An 18,427-nucleotide genomic window follows, 5' to 3' on the forward strand; every position below is an offset into this window, starting at 1 on the left:
ACGCGGCGCCAGGCCGCGCTGCTTGCGGGCGACGCGCTCCACCGCCGCCGCCAGGTCGAGCGGTGCGACCGGCGCCGGCAGCACCTCGGCCACGCCGGCGCGCATCGCCCGCATCAGGAAATCGGGCGACGCGCCGCTGCACAGCATCACCATGGCGATGCGCGGGTGGTGGCTGGTGACGTACTCGACCTGCGCCAGTGCATCGAGGTCGCCGCAGGCGGCGTCGACCAGCATCAGGTCGGGCGCCTCCTGTTCGGCGGCCTGGCGCAGGCTGCCGATGCCGCCATCGACCAGCACCGCCACGTGGGACGCGGCCTGCAACAGCTTGCCGATCTCGTTGAGCTGGATCTTGTTGGGTGAAACGACGGCGATTTTCATGGCGAATCCCTTCGGCTTGTTGGCAACTCATTGGCAACTCATTGGCAAATGACTGCATTGTTGACGTCCTGGCGCATCATTTCGCGCGGCAGGTAGGTGCTGAATTCGGGCAGCGCGCGCGGCGGTATGACCGCCCCGACGACCGGCGAAATCCAGCGGAAGTTGAGGGCGGTGATCGTCACCGTGACGCCCTCGCAGGTGGCCGTCGTGCATGCGGCCGGCGACCAGGCCAGGTTGATGGCGCCGATTTCCGGCACCATCATGCGCATCTTGGCCAGTACCTGCGCGTCGCTGCCGGTATCGGCGCACACTACCGCGAAGCGGGCGCCCAGGCGGGTAGCCTCGGTGGCCGCGTTCCAGGTAAACAGCATGCGGGCGACGTCGGTCACGCCGAGCAGGAACATGAGGAACACCAGCAGCACGAGGGCGAATTCGAGCGTGGTGGCGCCGCGGGCGCTTGGTCTCACATCGGGTTTCATGTCGGTTTTCATATCGGACTCCGCATGGTGGCGCTGATGTCGTTGAAGGTGTAGGCGGCGAAACGGGCGCCGAACATGTTGGCGATCATCGGCCGGAACTGGTAGCCCGAAACCCGGATGGTGACGGTGTTGATGACCGGATCGCTGCCTGCGCTCTGCCACGTTGGCGCCGGTATATTGGCAGCGGTGAGTGCCGAGTCGAGAGGGAGGTCGCCAGCACTGAGGTTGACCTTGCCATAGACGATCAGGTTGCGCGCCTCGCCGACATGGGTGCCGGGGGTCTGCACCGACAGGTAGCGCACCGCATCTCGCACCGCCTTGGCGGCGCAGTTGTAGCGATAGACGCCGCGTCCCAGCTCGGCGGTGATTAGCGACAGAACCAGCAGCAGCGGCAGAACCAGCGCGAATTCGACCAGGGCGACGCCTGTTTGATGGCTTTTCCGATTGTTTTTCATGGCGTTCACCTGACAAGTACCGGCACCAGCGGCCCGCCCGAGCCGCCCGGCACGCCGCCGGTAGTGCAGGGTGAAGCCGGGATGCCGGCAAGGCCGCGATACTCGAGCTGCGCTGGGTCGTTCGGGCCGCTCAGCGGATGGAGCATGAACATGCAGACGTAATTGATGACCTGGGATGCGTTATTAATCACTGGCACCACCGCCAGCCGGCGGCTGTAGCCGAACAGTCTGTGTTGCCCGCCAGCACCTGGTGTGGCCAGCTTCTGGAAACTGTTCAGCTTGTTGTTGTCGTTAAAGGTGATGAGCGAACCGGTCCTTAGGTTGGTTCCGGTGTCGGCCAGGGACGCATAGGCGGCGCGCTTGATCAGGTAATTTGCCGCCGTCGCATGCGAGCCGGCCGCCGGCGTGCCCGAAAACGCATTCTGCGGGACCGGGTTCTTCCAATTCGCATTGGTATAGGAGTAGCCGGTCTGGTCGGGATGGTTCTCGTTTGGCGAATCGCTGTTCTTGTAGACGCCGAAGCGATAGTTCCACGGCCGGTCGACGCTAGTTTGCGCGCCCGGGGTACCGAGGGTGTCGCCGATGCGGGTGCCGCACCTGCCGCCCTCGGCCAGTTGGGCGGCGGTTTCGCTGGCGCTGTTGCTGCCGTCCAGGTTGTACCAGCCCATTTCGCCGGCACTGGCACTGGCGCCGCCCTTGTCGAACACGGTGACCCACTCGCCGACCTGAAAGCCGAAATTATTGGCCGGCGTGCCACCTAATTTTGCCTTGAGCGCAACCGGCAGCGGGCAGGTGCTCTGCGAACTGGAGCGGGTGGCAACCGCGCTTGCCAGGACCGCGCGGGTCGCGGGATTGGCGCCGGTGTTGCCGGTGAAGGCGCCGGCGGCGTGCATCAGCCACATCCGCACGCCGTTCTGTGTATGCTGGCACTGGGCGTAACGGGCCGACGCCGGCAGCATGGTGGCTCCGTAGGCGGCGTTCTTGAAACTGATGTCGGCGCCGACGACCTGGCCCTTGGCGTCCCAGTTCGCCGACTGCAGGTTAACCCGGTTCAGGTTGGCCGCGGTGATGCCGGCGCTGCGCGCCCGATCAAGGGCGCTGGCCTGGCCGTCGAGTTCTTGGGCGGCGGCCAGCGCGCAGCTGTCCATCGCCGTCTGCAACTCCGTCTTGACGATAAACAGGCGGCCGAAGTCGAAGGCGATTGCCATGAAACCGAGCAGGAAGAACAGGACGAAGCAGACCGTCACGATGACCGCGCCGCCTTGGCGTGGCCGAGAGCGCGGACGGTAACGACGCGGCGAATGGATGTGAGTAGACATTTTTCGCATTCAAAAAAACAGGCCGTGGTGCCTGGTGGCCCGTCGACTGGTCAGTCAGGTGCAAGTTTCACCGGACCGACAGGCGCTAATCCGATGAATCCTTTGAAATTGGCGCTGGTGAGATCGCACAGCGCCACGACAGAACGAGCGAACCACTGCGATGATCAGCGCGGAGTCGACCACCTAAGCCCTTGCTCGTCGCGGTCGAACGAAAAAATCGCATTGCTGGCCACTTTCAGGAAGCTGTTCATGTTGTTTATCCTTTCAAGTCGAACAGACGGGCCGGGATGGCCCGTCGTGTCGGGGTTTAGCTGCAAGCACCACCTGACAGGCAGGCGGATACGCGGTTGATGAAGCCGGTGAAGCTGGCGCCGGTGAGGTCGCGTAGCGCGACTACCAAGATGACCGAGACGACCGCGATGATCAGGGCATACTCGACCACCTGGGCGCCTTCGTCGTCACGGGCGAACGATTTGACCGAATTGCTTGCTGCTTGGAGGAAGGTGTTCATTTTGGTACCTTTCGAGTAGAGGTTGACGGATGATTTGCCTGGGGGGGCCCAGTCCTGCGAACAGCCCCGTCCCTGCGGACGGTTACTTCTCCTGGCGCCTGCTTTCCACTCCGGCGCCGGATTCCTGTTTGCGCGGCGGCTGCCGCGCGCATCATTTGGCCTCGCCGGCACCGGCTCCAGCGCTGGAGCTCGAGCTGGAGGACAGGCTGATAAGGGGCACGGGCGGTGGCGGCGCCTTGAAACTGTCCTGGTAGCGCGCCATGGCCTGGGCTGCAGCCTGGCCGTCCAGTCCCGCCACCGGATCGCGGTTGGCCGACGCCTTCGGGTTGACCGTCATCGCGGCGCGCGACTGCCGCACCGCGTCGCCGAAATGCTTGTCGTAATTCGGCGTTGCAGCGCACCCGGCCAGCATGGCCAGCGCCGCCAACACTGCGCAATAGCTCGATTTGTTCATGGCGTTCTCCTTATTCGGTGGGTGCCGGCGGGGCCTCGGCAGGTTTGCCCTCGGCCCTGCCCAGCAGCATGATGCCGACGCGGCTGGGCTCGCCGTGGTAATCGGTCGGCACGGGTAGAAGGGCGGCCGGCTTGACCAGGCGCGGGGTGACGATGAAGATCAGTTCGGTCTGGTCCTTCTGGAACTCGGTCGAGCGAAACAGTGCGCCCAGAATCGGCAACTCTCCGAGGACCGGAAACCGGCTCAGCGTTTCGGTGATGTTGTTGCGGATCAGGCCGGCGACGGCGAAGCTCTGGCCGTCCCTGAGCTGGACGGTGGTATCGATGTTGCGGCTGGTGAGCGACGGCAGGATCGAGGTCACGCCGCCGGTGGTGGTGAAGGGCGATCCGGTCTGTGCCAGTTCGGACACCTCGGACACCAATTTCAGGTTGATCCGGTCGCCCTCGAGCACGGTCGGCGAAAATTTCAGGCTGACGCCGAACGGTTTTTCTTCCAGCGTGATCGTGGTGCCGCCGAGTTCACGCGTGTGGGCAACCGGAATGAAGATCTTGCCGCCGGAGTTGAAGCTGGCGCTTTGGCCGCTCAGCGCCATGATGTTCGGTTCGGCCAGCACGCGCACTAGGCCATCCTTTTTCTGCGCGTCCACGCCAATCAGGCTAGAGCTGCCGCCGCCGCCCGGGCTGGACTTGCTAAACAAGCCGGCGGCGCCGCCAAAGACGCCCGAGATCACTTTCGACGTGAGGCCGTCGGCCGAGGTGAACATGCGGGCGAAATCGATGCCGAACTTGTCGAGCAAAGTCTTGCTGACTTCGGCGATTTTCACCTCCAGCATCACTTGCTGCGGCGACGACACGCGCAGCAGGTTGACCACCCGCTTGCCGTCGCCGTATGCGCTGGCCACGCGCAGCGCTTCGTCGAGCATGGCGGCGTCCCTGACCTCGCCGGTCAGCACGATCGAGTTTTCCGCACTTTTGACGACGATTTTTGTTTCGAAAGGGAGCAGGTCGGCCAGCTTCGCCTGCAGCGTCGCCGGGTCGATCGCCACGACGACATCAAGCAGGTAGCACACGCCCGTTGCGTCCTGCACGATGACGTTGGCGGCCCCGGCCTTTTTGCCGCGCAAGAACAGGTCGGTCGGGCTCAGCAGCAGCACGTCCAGGTCGGCGATGCTGATCTGGTCAGCGTTGACGCCAGCGGGCAGTGTCGAAGGCATGGCGCTCGGTTGCGTACCTTGCGTATCTTGCGCACCCGCTTGCCGGGCTGGCGCCCGTGGCGGCTGGGATCCTGACAAGATCCGGATGACAGGCGATTCGAGCGGAACCAGGCGGGCTTTGCCGAGCATTACCTGGAACGTGCGCCCGCTGCTGGCAACTGTCTTGCAGTTCGGCGCGCCCGGTTCGGCCGCGCCCCACGCCGGCGTCGCCGCGAGGGCCGTGCAGGCCATTGCCAACGCGGCAAGGCGGATGGGGATGTTCATGGCTCGGTTCTCCGTAGCTAATGTAAGACCTAATGTAAGACCTTAAAAACAGGCCAGCGCCGACGTGCCGTGCTGCGTCACTTCGACGCAATGGGCGGGCCGGGTGAGCAGCACAGCGGGGGCTGCGGCCTGGCGCGGCTTGCGTGCCACTGCAAGTTTGACTACCGCCTCCTGCTTGGCGTCGAATAATTCATTTTTGGTCACGCCGACGGTGGCCACCGACTTTTGGTCGATCTGGTTGCGCAGCACCAGCGACAGGGTGCCCACGCTACGCGCCAGGTCGAGCTTTTCGGAGTCTTGCGGCGACAGTTCGAGCGTGACGGCGCTGACCACCTTCGGCTTGGTGTCGTCGCGGCCGGCCTCCTGGGCCACCGCCAGCACCAGCACCCGTTCGAGCACCGTCTTGCTGATCTGCTTGCCTTCCTCGCCCTTGTCCTTTTGCTTGTCCTGCTGGGCGTTGACCATGACGTCGACGTAGTTGCCGGGCAGGGCGAAGCCGGCCACGCCGACGACGTCGTTGACGCGCACCGTCATTGCCCGCTTGCCTTCGGCGATGACGGCCGACAGGCCGCCCAGGGTGCCGACCGGCGCCAGCTTGCGCTCGAGCAGCGGCTCGCCGCGCAGCACGCCGACCTTGACGACGCGGTCCTGCACTTGCTTCGCTTCCTTGAACGAGCCCGACGGCACCGAACCGCTCGGCCAGTCGACGTAGGACAGCATTTCGGCGTTCACCTTGCTGCCCAGTTCGATGTCGACCGCCGCCACGACGATCTTGTTGGACGCGATGCCGGCTTGGCGCGATACCCACCCGGTTGCATACGCGGCCGCTGCCAGCCCGATCAGGAGGGCGAACACGATCAGCCCGATTGCCTTGATGTTTTTCATGGTGGCCTGCCCGCTGAGGTTTGATGATGGGGTTAGACGAAGTTGAGCTGGTTGGCGACCAGGTAGATCGCCGTGCCGACGGCGATGCTGACGCCGTAGGCGAGCTTGCCGACCGAGGGCGGTCTGCCGTGCTCGGGCTGCAGACGCGGCTGGCCGCTGGCGATGCTCGACCACCACATGCCTGCGATGATGGTGTGGACATTGGCCAGCATCGGCCCCATCAGCCGGTGGTGGGCGCTCCAGGCAAGGGCGGCGACGCCGGCGGTGACGACGCAAAACAGCAAGGCGGTGACGGTGGCGGCGGCGCCAAGGAAGGCGCCGACCATCGCCATCAGCTTGACGTCGCCGGCGCCCATGATGCGCAAAGCGTACATCGGCAGCATCGCGCCAAAGCCGAGCAGCATGCCGGCCGGCGCCCACGTCCAGTCGGCATGCATGGCCGGCGCTACCAGCGTGTTGTAGACCAGCGCGAACAGGATGCCGCCGCCGGTGAGCAGGTTGGGAATTCTGAAGGTGCGGTAATCGCTGACCGCCGCTGCCGCGAGCAGCAGCAGCAGCACCCCGGTGCGTGGATCGGTGACCAGCATGGACAGCAGTTCGAGCAATGCGCGCAGTTCGTCCATGATCGATCCCTCCGGTGACGGGTAGACGGGCAACAAGGTGACGCTGGATCGTGCGGGCAAGCCAGCTGGCCTGTTGAATCCGCTTGATCGATGGATTGAGTATATGCAGGCAACAGCGTCTGCGAATCAGCGCGATGCCCTGTTGTCGGGGGGCGTACCCTCCTGATTTTAGGCGCCCGGATTAGGCGGCTGCGCCCAGCCGATGGGGCGCGCACGTAGTACTTTCCTCCCATGTCCACAATGAGCGGACGAAAAAAACGCCGGCGCGAAGCCGGCGTCTTCAGTTCAAGGATGGTGGCTTACTTCTCCGTCACCACGAACTCGCCAAATGCCTTGAGCTGCTCGCCCACCGCCGCCTTGTCGCCCACCACCACGATCGACTGGTTCTCCGGCGCGAAATACTTCTTGCCGATCGCGCGCACCTGTTCCGGCGTTACCTTCTGGATCAGCGGCACGTACTGGCCGAGGAACTCGGGCGGCAGGCCGATCAGCCAGTTGCTGGCGAGTGTGTTGGCCACCGAGCGCTGCAGTTGGTTGCTGATCAGATAGGTGCCGGCGACGTAGCGCTTGTTCATCGCCATTTCGGGCGCCGGCACCAGGTCGGTGCCGATCCGGCGGTATTCGCTGAAGAACTCGGTCAGCGCCGCGCCCGACACGGCGTTGCGCACGTCGGCGCCGCCGACGATGGCGCCGCCGGTGCGATACACGCGCGCGCCGGCCGAGGCGCCGTAGGTATAGCCTTTTTCTTCGCGCAGGTTGAGGTTGACGCGGCTGCTGAAACCGCCGCCCAGGATGGTGCTGGCCAGGCGCATTGGTACCAGTTCGTCGACGCCAGCGGCAATGCCGGGGCTGCCGATGCGGATGGTCGACTGCACGCTGCCGGCGCGCTCGAGCAGCACGCGCACCGGCTTGGCGTCGGATGGGGTCTGTGCCGTTTCAGCGGTCGCCGTTCCGGCAGCTTTCCAGTCGCCAAAGGCTTTTTGCGCCAGCTTCATCGCGTCCGCCTCCTTGATGCGGCCGGTGATCACTAGCAGGCTGCGGTCGGGCCGGAAGCGCTTGGCGTGTTCGGCCTTGAACATTGCCTCGGTGGCGCTGTTGATCGCCTCCACTGTCGGCTGGGTCTGGCCGTACGGATGGACGCCGTAGATCGCCTTGCCGAGCGCGCGTTCGGCGCGAAAGCCCGGTGTCGCTTCCTGCACCTTGAGCGACTGCAGCGCATTGGCCTTGGCCAGCGCTACTTCTTGTGCCGGGAACGAGGGCGCGCGCGCCATCTCGGCGAGCAGTTCGAGCATCGCGCCGGCCTGCGAGGCGACGGCGTTGGCCGACACCACGATGCCGTCCAGCGCGGCCGAGGCGCCGACCGAGCCGCCCATGCCTTGCGCGCTTTCCGCGATGGCGCGCGAATCGCGCCTGGATGTTCCTTCGTTGAGCAGGCCCGCCATCAGGTTGGCGAAGCCAGGGTTAAGCGCATCGTCGGCGGCGTAGCCGGCACCGCGCACGGCCAGCACAAAGTCGACCCGCGGCAGGCCCGTGCGCGGCACGACCCAGACCTGCAGGCCGTTGGCCAGCGTCTTCTTGACGATGCGCGGCGCCGGGATCGGCTTGTCCTTGCCGTAAGCGGGCATGGCGGCAGGAATTTTGACAGACTCGTGCACAGTGTCGGCGGCGTACGCCAGCACGGAAAACAGCAGGCAAATCGTCAGTGTCAGCCTCAGCATCAGCTTGTTCATCGATGCGCTCCTTATTTCTTGTCGCCGGATGGCAGGATGGCTGCCGCGACTTTGGCGACAGGTTTGCGGTCGATGACGGTGCGGTTTTGCGTTGTCAGGTAGGTTGCGGCGGTGCGCTGGATGTCGCTTGACGTCACCGCTTCGATCCATCCCGGAATCTTGTTGACGACGTTGGCGTCGCCCCACATGGTCTGCAGCTTGGCCAGGGTGTCGGCGCGACTGATGTAGCTTTCCAGCTTGTTGTTCCAGCTGGCCAGCATGCGCGTCTTGACGCGCTTGAGCGTGGCGTCGTCGACGCCGTTTTTCACCACCTTGGCGATGTCCTCGTCCATCGCCGCCAGCAGCGCGTCGGCGTTGCTGGTCGGCTTGTAGACAGCAAAGATGGTAAACAAGGTCGGGCCGTCGAATTCCCACGGGCCAGCCAGGCCGTACAGCGAATCGAGGTTGAGGGCGATTTCGCGGCCCTTGACCATGCCTTGGTAGAACATCGAAGCGTCGCCGCCGGCCAGCACCTCGCCCAGCACCGCCATCGCGGCGTGGTCGCGGCTGCCCCGGGTGGGCATCTTCCATGCCGCGGCCAGCGCCGGCGCCTGCGCCAGTGCGTCGCTCTGTTCGATGCGTTTTTCAGCCGTATTGAGCGGTTCGGTGAAGTCGGAGCCGGCCGGGACCGGGCGCTTGGGGATGGCGGCGAAGTACTTTTTCGCCAGCGCGAAGCCTTGCGCCGGGGTGATGTCGCCGGCGATCGCCAGCACCGCATTGTTCGGGCCGTAATAGTCGCGGTGGAAGGCGCGCACGTCGTCCAGGCTGGCGCCTTCGAGGTCTTCGAAGCTGCCGTAGCCGTCGTGGTTGTTTTCCCATTTCTGGAAAGCGTGCTGGCCGATGTCGATCCACATGAAGCCGCCGTACGGTTGGTTCTTGACGTTGACCCGGATCTCTTCCTTGACGACGTCCTGCTGGTTCTTCAGCGTCTTGGCGTTGAAGTCGAGCGTCTTCATGCGGTCCGCTTCCAGCCACAGGATCGAGTCGAGGGCCGACACCGGCGCCGTTTCGATGTAGTTGGTGAAGTCGGCGCGGGTCGAGCCGTTGTTGTTGCCGCCGCCGCCAGTGATGGCCTTGTCGAACACACCCTTCGGCGCGTTCGGCGTGCCCTGGAACATCAGGTGTTCGAACAGGTGGGCGAAGCCGGTGCGGTTCCTTGGTTCCAGCCGCATGCCGACGTGGTACACCACGCTGACGCCGACGGTGGGTGAACTGCGGTCTTGCGAGACGATGACGGTCAGGCCGTTGTCGAGTTTCTTGACCTGTACCGGCAACGTCCACTGGTCGGCGCCGGCAGCGAGCACGGGCAGCGCAACGGCAAGCGACAGGGAAAGTCCGGCCAGCAGGACGGGGATGGTGCGTTTGCGCATAATGTTCTCGAAGTCCTCAAGGTGGCGACGCAGTTGGAAAGCAAGGTGGAAAGTGCGCTGAAAAGCGAATCGTCGCCGCCCGCGCCGGCCAGGCCGGCAGCTCGCTCGGGCAATAGCATCAATCCGCCAGCGGCCAGTTCAATTCGGTCTGCCAGATGGACGACTCCGGGGTGTCGCCGGGACCGACCAGGTAGTTTTCCCACATGAAGGGGCGCGTGGCCAGCGCGTTTTGCGCCACCCAGGTTGTCAATTGGCTCCAGGCAGTTGCAAGTCCGTCCATTGGTCCGCGATAGATCGTGCGCGCCACCCTCAGCGCCGGCAGCGCGCCGGCCACCACCCGCCCGCTCGGCTGGACGTCGGCATCGACCGGAAAGCCGATCTGCACGCCGTACACCTCGCCCGGCATGTTCAAGTGGTAGCTGAACAGCGGGCCGGCCGGCTCGATGCCCTGTTCGCGCATGGCGGCCAGCAGTTCTCCTACCGCCGCAGCGAACACCCGGCCGATCTCGGCGCGGGCGACGCTGAGGGGGATGATAGCGGTGCGCTGCTGCGCCGAGCGGGCTATCTGCGGTAGGTCGATCATGCTGTTGCTCCTTGATTGGAACGGGCTTGTCGTGGATCCGCATCGAGCCGGGGTTTCGGCAATCCAGATGGCGAAATATGCCGTTCATCGCAATCCGGTGGAGGCGGTTGGCTCTTGTGGTTACAGTGACATCATACCAAAACCCCTCAGAAGAAAATTAAAAAATGAACATCGCCAAAAAACCCCTGAGTGCAGTGAAGAAAGCCATCTTGGTGAATGAGCAAAATTTGCTGGAACACAACGCGGCTTGCTGGTAGCCTACCGGCAGCGACGGCCCGGCTGGCGCATAAAAAAACAGAACAACAACAACAATTAGCTTATCAAGCGGGAGATTGCCATGAACATGTTCCTTCAGCTCGGCTTTGCCGGCGCCGCGTTCTGCACGCTGGTCGGCACGGCATTGGCGGCCGACGAAACCGTCAGCGAGACGCGTGCCATCGATGCGCGCGTGGTGCGGGTCAAGCTGGACGGCACCGTCGATCTCAAGATCAGGCAAGGGCCGGTGGCGCTGTTGGTGGTCAGCGGCAACAAGCGCTACCTGGCGCGCACCACCACCATCCAGAGTGGCGACACGCTCACGATCGACTCCGAAAGCCGCGGCTTCAAACTGCTGCGCTCGGACACGCGCCTGCGCGCCGAGCTGACCTTGCCGCGCCTGCGGGAAGTGTCGTCGGAAAGCCTCGGCTCGACCGAGATCGCCGGTTTTACGGGCGACGAACTGGACTTGTCGCTCGACGGCGCCGGCTCGATGAAGGTCGTCAGCGACTACCGCATCGTCAACGCATCGCTGGGCGGCCTGGGCAGCATGAACATCAAAGGCGTCAACGGCGACGGCATCGACCTGAACCTGCAAGGCGCCGGCTACGTCACCTTGTCGGGACGCAGCAAGTGGCTCAAGGCCCACATGGGCGGACTCGGCAGCTTGCACGCGCAACACTTCGACGTCGATACCGTCAACCTCGAATTGAGCGGCCTTGGCAACGCTGCGGTGACGGCCAGGCACAACGCCACCCTGAGCGTCTCGGGCCTGGGTTCGGTCACGGTGTACGGCAAGCCGCTCAACCGCAGCGTCAGCGTCGACGGCCTCGGCCAGGTCAGCTGGAAGTAGCCGGGCCAGTAAGTTTGTTCCCGACATGTTGCTGAAACAAACAATAAAAATGCGTTTTTACCACGAGACATGAAAAAAATACTGGTTGCAATAACGCTGGCGCTCGGCCTGCACGGCAGTGCGCTGGCGGGCTTTACCGAAGGGGCGAATGCGTATAACGCGCGCAATTACGCGTTGGCGCTGAAAGAGATCGCGCCGCTTGCCAAGGCCGGCAACGCCGACGCCCAGCATTTGCTGGGGCTGATGTATTACATGGGGCGCGGCGTGCCGCGCGACTATGCGCAAGCGCTGATATGGCACCGCAAGGCCGCGCTTGCGGGCAAGGCCGACGCCCAGTATATCGTTGGCGCCATGTATTACACCGGCAACTCGGTGCCCCAGGATCAGCGGCTGGCGGTGGCGTGGTTCCGCAAGGCCGCCGAGCAGGGCCATGCCGAGGCGCAGCACGCGCTCGGGCTGATGTACCGCTATCACGTGGCGGGCATGCCGCAGGACGTGGTGCTGGCCTATATGCTGTGGAACCTTGCTGCGGCCAGCGGCAACACCAACGCCACCGAGCAGCGCGCCTCGATTGCACGCCAGATGACGCAGGAGCAGATCGAGGAGGCCCAGGCGATGTCGCGCGCCTGGCGCGTCGGCACGCCGTTGCCGACCGTGTCGCGCAGCGGCAGTAGCGCCTGACGGTTTTGTATTTGCCGTGAGGGCCGGGAAGGCCTGGTGTCGCCGCGCCGGCGCACTGTTTCCGTCTGCCGGGGTCAGCATTGTTTGACCGGCGTGGGGACGGCGGTTAAAATAGCGGGTTAATCAAATCTGGGCTAATATGCGTCGCAAACTTGTCGTCGGTAATTGGAAGATGAATGGCAGCCGGGCAGTCAACGGCGCCCTGTTGTCGGGCATTACCGCCGGCCTCGATGATGCGACTGGCGCAACTGGCGCTACCCTTGCCGTCTGCGTGCCGGCGCCTTACCTGGCGCAGTGCCAGGCAGCGCTGTCGGGCGGCCCGGTGGGGTGGGGCGCGCAAGACGTCTCGGCGCACGCGGGCGGCGCCTATACCGGCGAAGTGGCGGCGGCAATGCTGGCCGACTTCGCTTGCGCCTATGTCATCGTCGGCCATTCCGAACGCCGCGCCTATCATGCCGAAAGTAACGAACTTGTGGCGCAAAAAGCTGTCGCAGTATTGGCGGCCGGGATGACGCCCATTGTCTGCGTCGGTGAAACGCTGGCCGAGCGCGAAGCCGGGCAGACGTTCGCCGTGGTGGCGGCCCAGCTCGATGCCGTGCTGGCGCGGCTTGACGATACCGATGTCGCGCGCCTGGTGCTGGCCTACGAGCCGGTATGGGCGATCGGCACCGGCAAGACAGCAACGCCGGCAATGGCTCAGGAAGTACACGCCCGGTTACGCGAGCAATTGAGGCAAAATAATGCGGCAGCGGCAGCCACCGTGCACATCCTGTATGGCGGCAGCATGAAGGCGGATAACGCCAAGCAATTGATGGCCGAGCAGGATATCGATGGTGGCCTGATCGGTGGAGCAGCGCTGACCGCGGCGGATTTCCTCGCCATCGTCCATGCTGCCAACTGAGCTGCAATCTGCACAGCCGAATAAACTGAATCAACCGAATTTTTAATTTGTAGTCAAACTTGGAATGGAATAGCAATGAACACCTTGTTCAATCTGATTGTCGTCGTACAGGTTTTGTCAGCCCTGATCATCATCGCCCTGGTGCTGCTGCAGCACGGTAAAGGCGCCGACATGGGCGCCGCCTTCGGCTCGGGCGCCTCGGGCAGCTTGTTCGGCGCGACCGGATCGTCGAATTTCATGTCGAAGTCGACCGGCGTGGCCGCTGCGATCTTCTTTGCTTCGACGCTGGCGCTGGCTTACTTCGGCACCAACCGCAGCGCGCCGACCGGCGGCGGCGTCATGGAACGCATTACCGTGCCTGTCACTAAGGCGCCAGCCACCGGCGGCGCTGCCGTTCCGGCCACCACGACGACCGCTCCTGCGGCTCCGGCCGGAGCGCCAGCCGCTCCCACCGCCGCGCCAGCGCAGCCGGCCGGCCAGATTCCGAAGTAAGCGCCGCTGGTTTTTTGCAGGACCGGCGCCATCTACGGGTCGTGTTGGAAAAGATTTACAGTTGATTTGCAGTAATTTACAGTTTTGACCCGCTTTTCCCTGTGTTAGCACAACTTTAGTATTGGTTAATAGTGCTAGGACAGGTTACAATAGCGACCTCAGAGATGCCGACGTGGTGAAATTGGTAGACACGCTATCTTGAGGGGGTAGTGGGAGTAATCCTGTGCGAGTTCGAGTCTCGCCGTCGGCACCAAGAAATCTAGAAGCCAGCAAGGGCTGTGCGCCTGAGCTGGCTTTTTTACGAGGGTCAGTCTTAGATCCTGGCGGCAAGCTTTAATCCAGGCTCGTGCGACAGGGTGCTGCAAGCGTGGCTCAGCAGGCAGTGGTTCATTAACCGATCATTCAACATAGGCTCATCTACCGTGAACCTCGAAAATTATTTCCCCGTATTGATGTTCATCCTGGTCGGCCTCGGCGTCGGCATCGTGCCCCAGATTCTGGGCAAGCTGCTCGGTCCCAATAAGCCTGACGCGGCGAAGTTGTCGCCGTACGAGTGCGGCTTCGAAGCGTTCGAAGACGCGCGCATGAAATTCGATGTGCGCTATTACTTGGTCGCCATCCTGTTTATTTTGTTCGATTTGGAAACGGCATTCTTCTTCCCGTGGGGCGTATCAATGAAAGAACTCGGTTGGTCCGGGTTCGTCACCATGATGGTGTTCATTGCTGAATTCGTCGTCGGCTTTTGGTACATCTGGAAGAAGGGTGCCCTTGATTGGGAGTAAACCATGTCAATTGAAGGCGTATTAAACGAAGGTTTCATCACCACCACGGCTGACAAGCTGATCAACTGGGCCCGTACCGGATCGATGTTTCCGATGACGTTCGGTCTTGCTTGCTGCGCCGTCGAGATGATGCACACGGGCGCTGCCCGCTACGACATGGACCGCTTCGGCGTCGTCTTCCGGCCATCGCCGCGCCAGTCCGACGTCATGATCGTCGCCGGCACGCTGTGCAACAAGATGGCGCCGGCGCTGCGTAAGGTCTACGACCAGATGCCCGAGCCGCGCTGGGTCATTTCGATGGGTTCGTGCGCCAACGGCGGCGGCTATTACCACTATTCGTACTCGGTGGTGCGTGGTTGCGATCGCATCGTGCCGGTCGACGTCTACGTGCCCGGCTGCCCGCCGACCGCCGAAGCGCTGCTGTACGGCATCATGCAGCTGCAAAACAAGATCAAGCGCACCAACACTATTGCTCGCTAACAGGCGCACCACACCATGACGACAAAACTGCAAGTCCTCCAACGCGCCCTGGCCGCGGCACTGGGCGAGGGCGCGGCCATCAGCTGCGCGCTGGGCGAAGTGACGGTGGTGGTCAAGGCCGCCGATTACGCGCAGGCGATGCTGACCTTGCGCGACGACCCGAGCCTGCGCTTCGAGCAGCTGCTCGACCTGTGCGGCGTCGACTATTCGACCTACGGCGAAGGCGCGTGGGACGGCTTGCGTTTCGCTTGCGTCTCGCACCTGCTTTCGCTCGAGCACAACTGGCGCGTGCGGGTGCGCGTGTTCGCCCCGGACGACGAGATGCCGCTGCTGGCGTCGGTCACCGGCATCTGGCGTGCGGCCAACTGGTACGAGCGCGAGGCGTTCGACCTGTTCGGCATCCTGTTCGAAGGCCATAACGACCTGCGCCGCATCCTTACCGACTACGGCTTCATCGGCCACCCGTTCCGCAAGGACTTTCCGGTCACCGGCTATGTCGAAATGCGTTACGATCCCGAGCAGAAGCGCGTGATCTATCAATCCGTGACGATCGAGCCGCGTGAAGTCATCCCGCGCGTGATCCGCGAAGACACCTACGGGCTAAAATAATGGCTGAACTTAAGAACTACACACTCAATTTCGGCCCGCAGCACCCGGCCGCGCACGGCGTGCTGCGCCTGGTGCTCGAGCTCGACGGTGAAGTGATCCAGCGCGCCGACCCGCACATCGGCCTGTTGCACCGCGCTACCGAAAAGCTGGCCGAGACGCGCACCTACCTGCAGTCGGTGCCGTACATGGACCGCCTCGATTATGTCTCGATGATGTGCAACGAGCACGCCTACGTGCTGGCCATCGAGAAGCTGCTCGGCGTCGAAGCGCCGATCCGCGCGCAGTACATCCGCGTCATGTTCGACGAGATCACGCGCTTGCTGAACCACCTGATGTGGTTAGGCACGCACGCGCTCGACGTCGGCGCCATGGGGCCGTTCCTGTACGCCTTCCGCGACCGCGAAGACTTGTTCGACATCTACGAGGCGGTGTCGGGCGCGCGCATGCACGCGGCCTACTATCGTCCGGGCGGCGTCTACCGCGACCTGCCGGACGCGATGCCCAAGCACAAGGCATCGATCATCCGCAGCGCCAAGGCGATCGACGCGCTCAACGAAGCGCGCCAGGGCTCGCTGCTCGACTTCATCGACGATTTTTCGAAGCGCTTTGTGACCTACGTCGACGAATACGAGACGCTGCTGACCGACAACCGGATCTGGAAGCAGCGCACCGTCGGCATCGGCGTAGTCTCGCCGGAAGCGGCCAAGGCGATGGGGTTTACCGGCGCCATGTTGCGCGGCTCCGGCGTCGAATGGGACTTGCGCAAGACCCAGCCGTACGCGGTCTACGACAAGATGGACTTCGATATCCCGGTCGGCACCAACGGCGACTGCTACGACCGCTACCTGGTACGGGTCGAAGAAATGCGCCAGTCGAACCGCATCATCAAGCAGGCCAGCGCCTGGCTGCGCGCCAATCCGGGCCCGGTGATGATCGACAACCACAAGGTGGCGCCGCCGTCGCGCGTCGACATGAAGTCGAACATGGAGTCGCTGATCCACCACTTCAAGCTGTTCACCGAAGGCATGCACGTGCCGTCGGGCGAAGCGTATGCCGCGGTCGAGCATCCGAAAGGCGAGTTCGGCGTCTACATCGTGTCGGACGGCGCCAACAAGCCGTACCGCCTGAAGCTGCGCACACCTGACTACGCCCACCTGCAAAGCCTGGACGAAATGGCGCGCGGCCACATGCTCGCCGACGCCGTCACCATCATCGGAACGCAAGACATCGTATTCGGCAGCATCGACCGTTAGGGTCGCTGCACACCGCTGCACATTTAAGGCAAAACCATGTTGTTATCTGAACTTTGCTACAAAAAAATCGACCGCGAACTGGCCAAGTATCCGGCCGACCAGCGCCAGTCGGCCGTGATGGCCGCGCTGGCCCACGCCCAGGTCGAACTGGGCTGGCTGGCGCCGGACACCATGCTGGAAATCGCCGACTACATCGGCATGCCGGCGATCGCCGTGCAGGAAGTGGCGACGTTCTACAATATGTACGACGTCAAGCCGGTCGGCACCCATAAAATTTCGGTGTGCACCAACCTGCCATGCGCGCTGTCGGGCGGCAACCATGCTGCCCGCCGCCTGCAGGAAAAACTCGGCATCGGTTTTCGTGAGACCACCGCCGACGGCAAGTTCACGCTGGTCGAAGGCGAGTGCATGGGCGCTTGCGGCGATTCGCCGGTCATGATCGTCAACAATCACCGCATGTGCTCGTTCATGAGCGATGACAAGATCGATGCCCTGTTAGAGGAGCTCAACAAATGACCAGCCTGCACGACCGCCACATCAAGCCGGTCATCCTGAAAGACCTGGACGGCGCCAACTGGCACCTGGCCGATTACGTCAAGCGCGGCGGCTACAGCGCGCTGCGCCGCATCCTCGAAGAGAAAATCACGCCGGAGCAGATCATCGCCGACCTGAAGGCGTCGGGCCTGCGCGGCCGCGGCGGCGCCGGTTTTCCGACCGGCCTGAAGTGGAGCTTCATGCCGCGCCAGTTTCCGGGCCAGAAATACCTCGTCTGCAACACCGACGAAGGCGAGCCGGGCACCTTCAAGGACCGCGACATCATCCGCTACAACCCGCACTCGCTGATCGAAGGCATGGCCATCGGCGCCTACGCGATGGGCATCACCGTCGGCTACAACTACATCCACGGTGAAATCTGGGCGGAATACGAGCGATTCGAAGAAGCGCTGGAAGAGGCGCGCGCCGCCGGCTTCCTTGGCGACAATATCATGGGCAGCGAGTTCACTTTCCAGCTGCACGCAGCGCACGGTTACGGCGCCTACATCTGCGGCGAAGAAACGGCGCTGCTCGAGTCGCTCGAAGGCAAGAAGGGGCAGCCGCGTTTCAAGCCGCCGTTCCCGGCGTCGTTCGGCCTGTACGGCAAGCCGACCACGATCAACAACACCGAGACGTTTGCAGCGGTGCCGTTCCTGCTGAACATGGGCGCCGAGAATTATCTGGCGCTGGGCAAGCCGAACAACGGCGGCTCGAAGATCTTCTCGATTTCTGGCGACATCGAGCGTCCGGGCAATTACGAGGTGCCGATGGGCACGCCGTTCGCGACCCTGTTGGAACTGGCCGGCGGCATGCGCGGCGGTAAAAAGATCAAGGCCGTGATTCCTGGCGGCTCGTCGGCGCCGGTGGTGCGCGGCGACGTCATGATGAACACCGACCTCGACTACGACTCGATCGCCAAGTCCGGCTCGATGTTGGGTTCCGGCGCCGTGATCGTCATGGACGATACGCGCTGCATGGTCAAGTCGCTGCTGCGCCTGTCGTACTTCTACTATGAAGAATCGTGCGGCCAGTGCACCCCTTGCCGCGAAGGCACGGGCTGGATGTACCGCATGGTCCACCGCATCGAGCATGGACAGGGCCGGCCGGACGACATGGATTTGCTCAACAATATTGCCGACAACATCAAGGGCCGTACCATCTGCGCCCTCGGTGACGCCGCCGCGATGCCGGTGCAAGCCATGATCAAGAACTTCCGCGAAGAATTCGAATACCACATCGAGCACAAGCATTGCCTCGTGCCCGCATATCTTTAAGTCCAGAGAA

General features: G+C 63.4%; 23 protein-coding genes and 1 tRNA gene. 12 read left to right on the forward strand and 12 right to left on the reverse strand.

Going from position 1 to position 18,427, the window contains the following annotated elements; genetic code table 11:
• The 12 genes from CR103_RS16640 to CR103_RS16695 form a co-directional block, all read right to left on the reverse strand.
• The coding region (locus CR103_RS16640) for a DNA-binding transcriptional response regulator (protein WP_143752656.1) at positions 1-378 on the reverse strand (378 nt) is incomplete at its 3' end.
• Between the two features lie 38 nt (positions 379-416).
• Entirely contained in the window at positions 417-869 is a 453-nt protein-coding gene (locus CR103_RS16645) for a TadE/TadG family type IV pilus assembly protein (RefSeq protein WP_229443290.1), read from the reverse strand.
• A complete protein-coding gene (locus CR103_RS16650) occupies positions 866-1,312 on the reverse strand; it encodes a TadE/TadG family type IV pilus assembly protein (RefSeq protein ID WP_099917067.1) in 447 nt (148 codons plus the stop codon). Before CR103_RS16650 ends, CR103_RS16645 begins: the two co-directional genes overlap by 4 nt.
• A gap of 5 nt (positions 1,313-1,317) precedes the next feature.
• A complete protein-coding gene (locus CR103_RS16655; RefSeq protein ID WP_099917068.1) occupies positions 1,318-2,631 on the reverse strand; it encodes a pilus assembly protein TadG-related protein in 1,314 nt (437 codons plus the stop codon).
• 307 nt (positions 2,632-2,938) lie between these two features.
• Positions 2,939-3,142: a Flp family type IVb pilin gene (locus CR103_RS16660; RefSeq protein WP_099917069.1), complete on the reverse strand. Its 204-nt coding sequence runs from the start codon at positions 3,140-3,142 to the stop codon at positions 2,939-2,941.
• A 151-nt stretch (positions 3,143-3,293) separates the two neighbouring features.
• The gene (locus CR103_RS16665; protein ID WP_099917070.1) at positions 3,294-3,596 is read right to left on the reverse strand and encodes a hypothetical protein; all 303 of its coding nucleotides are present in this window, start codon (positions 3,594-3,596) and stop codon (positions 3,294-3,296) included.
• Between the two features lie 10 nt (positions 3,597-3,606).
• Positions 3,607-5,073, reverse strand: coding sequence for a type II and III secretion system protein family protein (locus CR103_RS16670; protein ID WP_099917071.1), 1,467 nt, complete (start codon positions 5,071-5,073; stop codon positions 3,607-3,609).
• Positions 5,074-5,115: 42 nt separating this feature from the next.
• Positions 5,116-5,958 carry a Flp pilus assembly protein CpaB gene (gene cpaB / locus CR103_RS16675; protein ID WP_099917072.1) on the reverse strand — a complete coding sequence of 281 codons (843 nt, stop codon included), beginning with the start codon at positions 5,956-5,958 and terminating at the stop codon, positions 5,116-5,118.
• A gap of 32 nt (positions 5,959-5,990) precedes the next feature.
• Complete coding sequence (locus CR103_RS16680) at positions 5,991-6,581, reverse strand: A24 family peptidase (RefSeq protein ID WP_099917073.1); 591 nt, start codon at positions 6,579-6,581, stop codon at positions 5,991-5,993.
• 299 nt (positions 6,582-6,880) lie between these two features.
• Positions 6,881-8,311, reverse strand: a complete 1,431-nt coding sequence (locus tag CR103_RS16685; RefSeq protein ID WP_099917074.1) for a M16 family metallopeptidase — start codon at positions 8,309-8,311, stop codon at positions 6,881-6,883.
• An 11-nt stretch (positions 8,312-8,322) separates the two neighbouring features.
• Positions 8,323-9,720: a M16 family metallopeptidase gene (locus CR103_RS16690; protein ID WP_099917075.1), complete on the reverse strand. Its 1,398-nt coding sequence runs from the start codon at positions 9,718-9,720 to the stop codon at positions 8,323-8,325.
• A 118-nt stretch (positions 9,721-9,838) separates the two neighbouring features.
• Positions 9,839-10,303: a GyrI-like domain-containing protein gene (locus CR103_RS16695; RefSeq protein ID WP_099917076.1), complete on the reverse strand. Its 465-nt coding sequence runs from the start codon at positions 10,301-10,303 to the stop codon at positions 9,839-9,841.
• On the opposite strand from CR103_RS16695, the gene CR103_RS22200 reads away from it, so the two are divergent.
• The 12 genes from CR103_RS22200 to nuoF all read left to right on the forward strand — a co-directional run bounded on the left by CR103_RS22200 (position 10,302) and on the right by nuoF (position 18,417).
• Entirely contained in the window at positions 10,302-10,523 is a 222-nt protein-coding gene (locus CR103_RS22200) for a hypothetical protein (RefSeq protein WP_143752657.1), read from the forward strand. The genes CR103_RS16695 and CR103_RS22200 overlap by 2 nt on opposite strands.
• A gap of 117 nt (positions 10,524-10,640) precedes the next feature.
• A complete protein-coding gene (locus tag CR103_RS16700; RefSeq protein WP_099917077.1) occupies positions 10,641-11,411 on the forward strand; it encodes a GIN domain-containing protein in 771 nt (256 codons plus the stop codon).
• 69 nt (positions 11,412-11,480) lie between these two features.
• The gene (locus tag CR103_RS16705; RefSeq protein ID WP_099917078.1) at positions 11,481-12,092 is read left to right on the forward strand and encodes a tetratricopeptide repeat protein; all 612 of its coding nucleotides are present in this window, start codon (positions 11,481-11,483) and stop codon (positions 12,090-12,092) included.
• Positions 12,093-12,231: 139 nt separating this feature from the next.
• Complete coding sequence (tpiA, locus tag CR103_RS16710; RefSeq protein ID WP_099917079.1) at positions 12,232-12,993, forward strand: triose-phosphate isomerase; 762 nt, start codon at positions 12,232-12,234, stop codon at positions 12,991-12,993.
• Positions 12,994-13,068: 75 nt separating this feature from the next.
• Complete coding sequence (secG, locus tag CR103_RS16715; protein WP_099917080.1) at positions 13,069-13,485, forward strand: preprotein translocase subunit SecG; 417 nt, start codon at positions 13,069-13,071, stop codon at positions 13,483-13,485.
• A gap of 166 nt (positions 13,486-13,651) precedes the next feature.
• Positions 13,652-13,738, forward strand: a tRNA-Leu gene (locus CR103_RS16720).
• 169 nt (positions 13,739-13,907) lie between these two features.
• Positions 13,908-14,267 carry an NADH-quinone oxidoreductase subunit A gene (locus CR103_RS16725; RefSeq protein ID WP_099917081.1) on the forward strand — a complete coding sequence of 120 codons (360 nt, stop codon included), beginning with the start codon at positions 13,908-13,910 and terminating at the stop codon, positions 14,265-14,267.
• A gap of 3 nt (positions 14,268-14,270) precedes the next feature.
• Positions 14,271-14,747, forward strand: a complete 477-nt coding sequence (locus CR103_RS16730) for a NuoB/complex I 20 kDa subunit family protein (RefSeq protein WP_099917082.1) — start codon at positions 14,271-14,273, stop codon at positions 14,745-14,747.
• A gap of 15 nt (positions 14,748-14,762) precedes the next feature.
• A complete protein-coding gene (locus tag CR103_RS16735) occupies positions 14,763-15,356 on the forward strand; it encodes an NADH-quinone oxidoreductase subunit C (protein WP_099917083.1) in 594 nt (197 codons plus the stop codon).
• Positions 15,356-16,609: an NADH-quinone oxidoreductase subunit D gene (locus tag CR103_RS16740; RefSeq protein ID WP_099917084.1), complete on the forward strand. Its 1,254-nt coding sequence runs from the start codon at positions 15,356-15,358 to the stop codon at positions 16,607-16,609. The genes CR103_RS16735 and CR103_RS16740 overlap by 1 nt, the downstream gene beginning before the upstream one ends.
• Before the next feature lie 36 nt (positions 16,610-16,645).
• Positions 16,646-17,125: an NADH-quinone oxidoreductase subunit NuoE gene (gene nuoE, locus CR103_RS16745; RefSeq protein ID WP_099917085.1), complete on the forward strand. Its 480-nt coding sequence runs from the start codon at positions 16,646-16,648 to the stop codon at positions 17,123-17,125.
• A complete protein-coding gene (nuoF, locus tag CR103_RS16750; RefSeq protein WP_099917086.1) occupies positions 17,122-18,417 on the forward strand; it encodes an NADH-quinone oxidoreductase subunit NuoF in 1,296 nt (431 codons plus the stop codon). Before nuoE ends, nuoF begins: the two co-directional genes overlap by 4 nt.
• The last annotated feature ends 10 nt before the right edge of the window (positions 18,418-18,427 follow it).

The organism is Massilia psychrophila, assembly GCF_002760665.1.
GTDB lineage: Bacteria > Pseudomonadota > Gammaproteobacteria > Burkholderiales > Burkholderiaceae_D > JAFCUW01.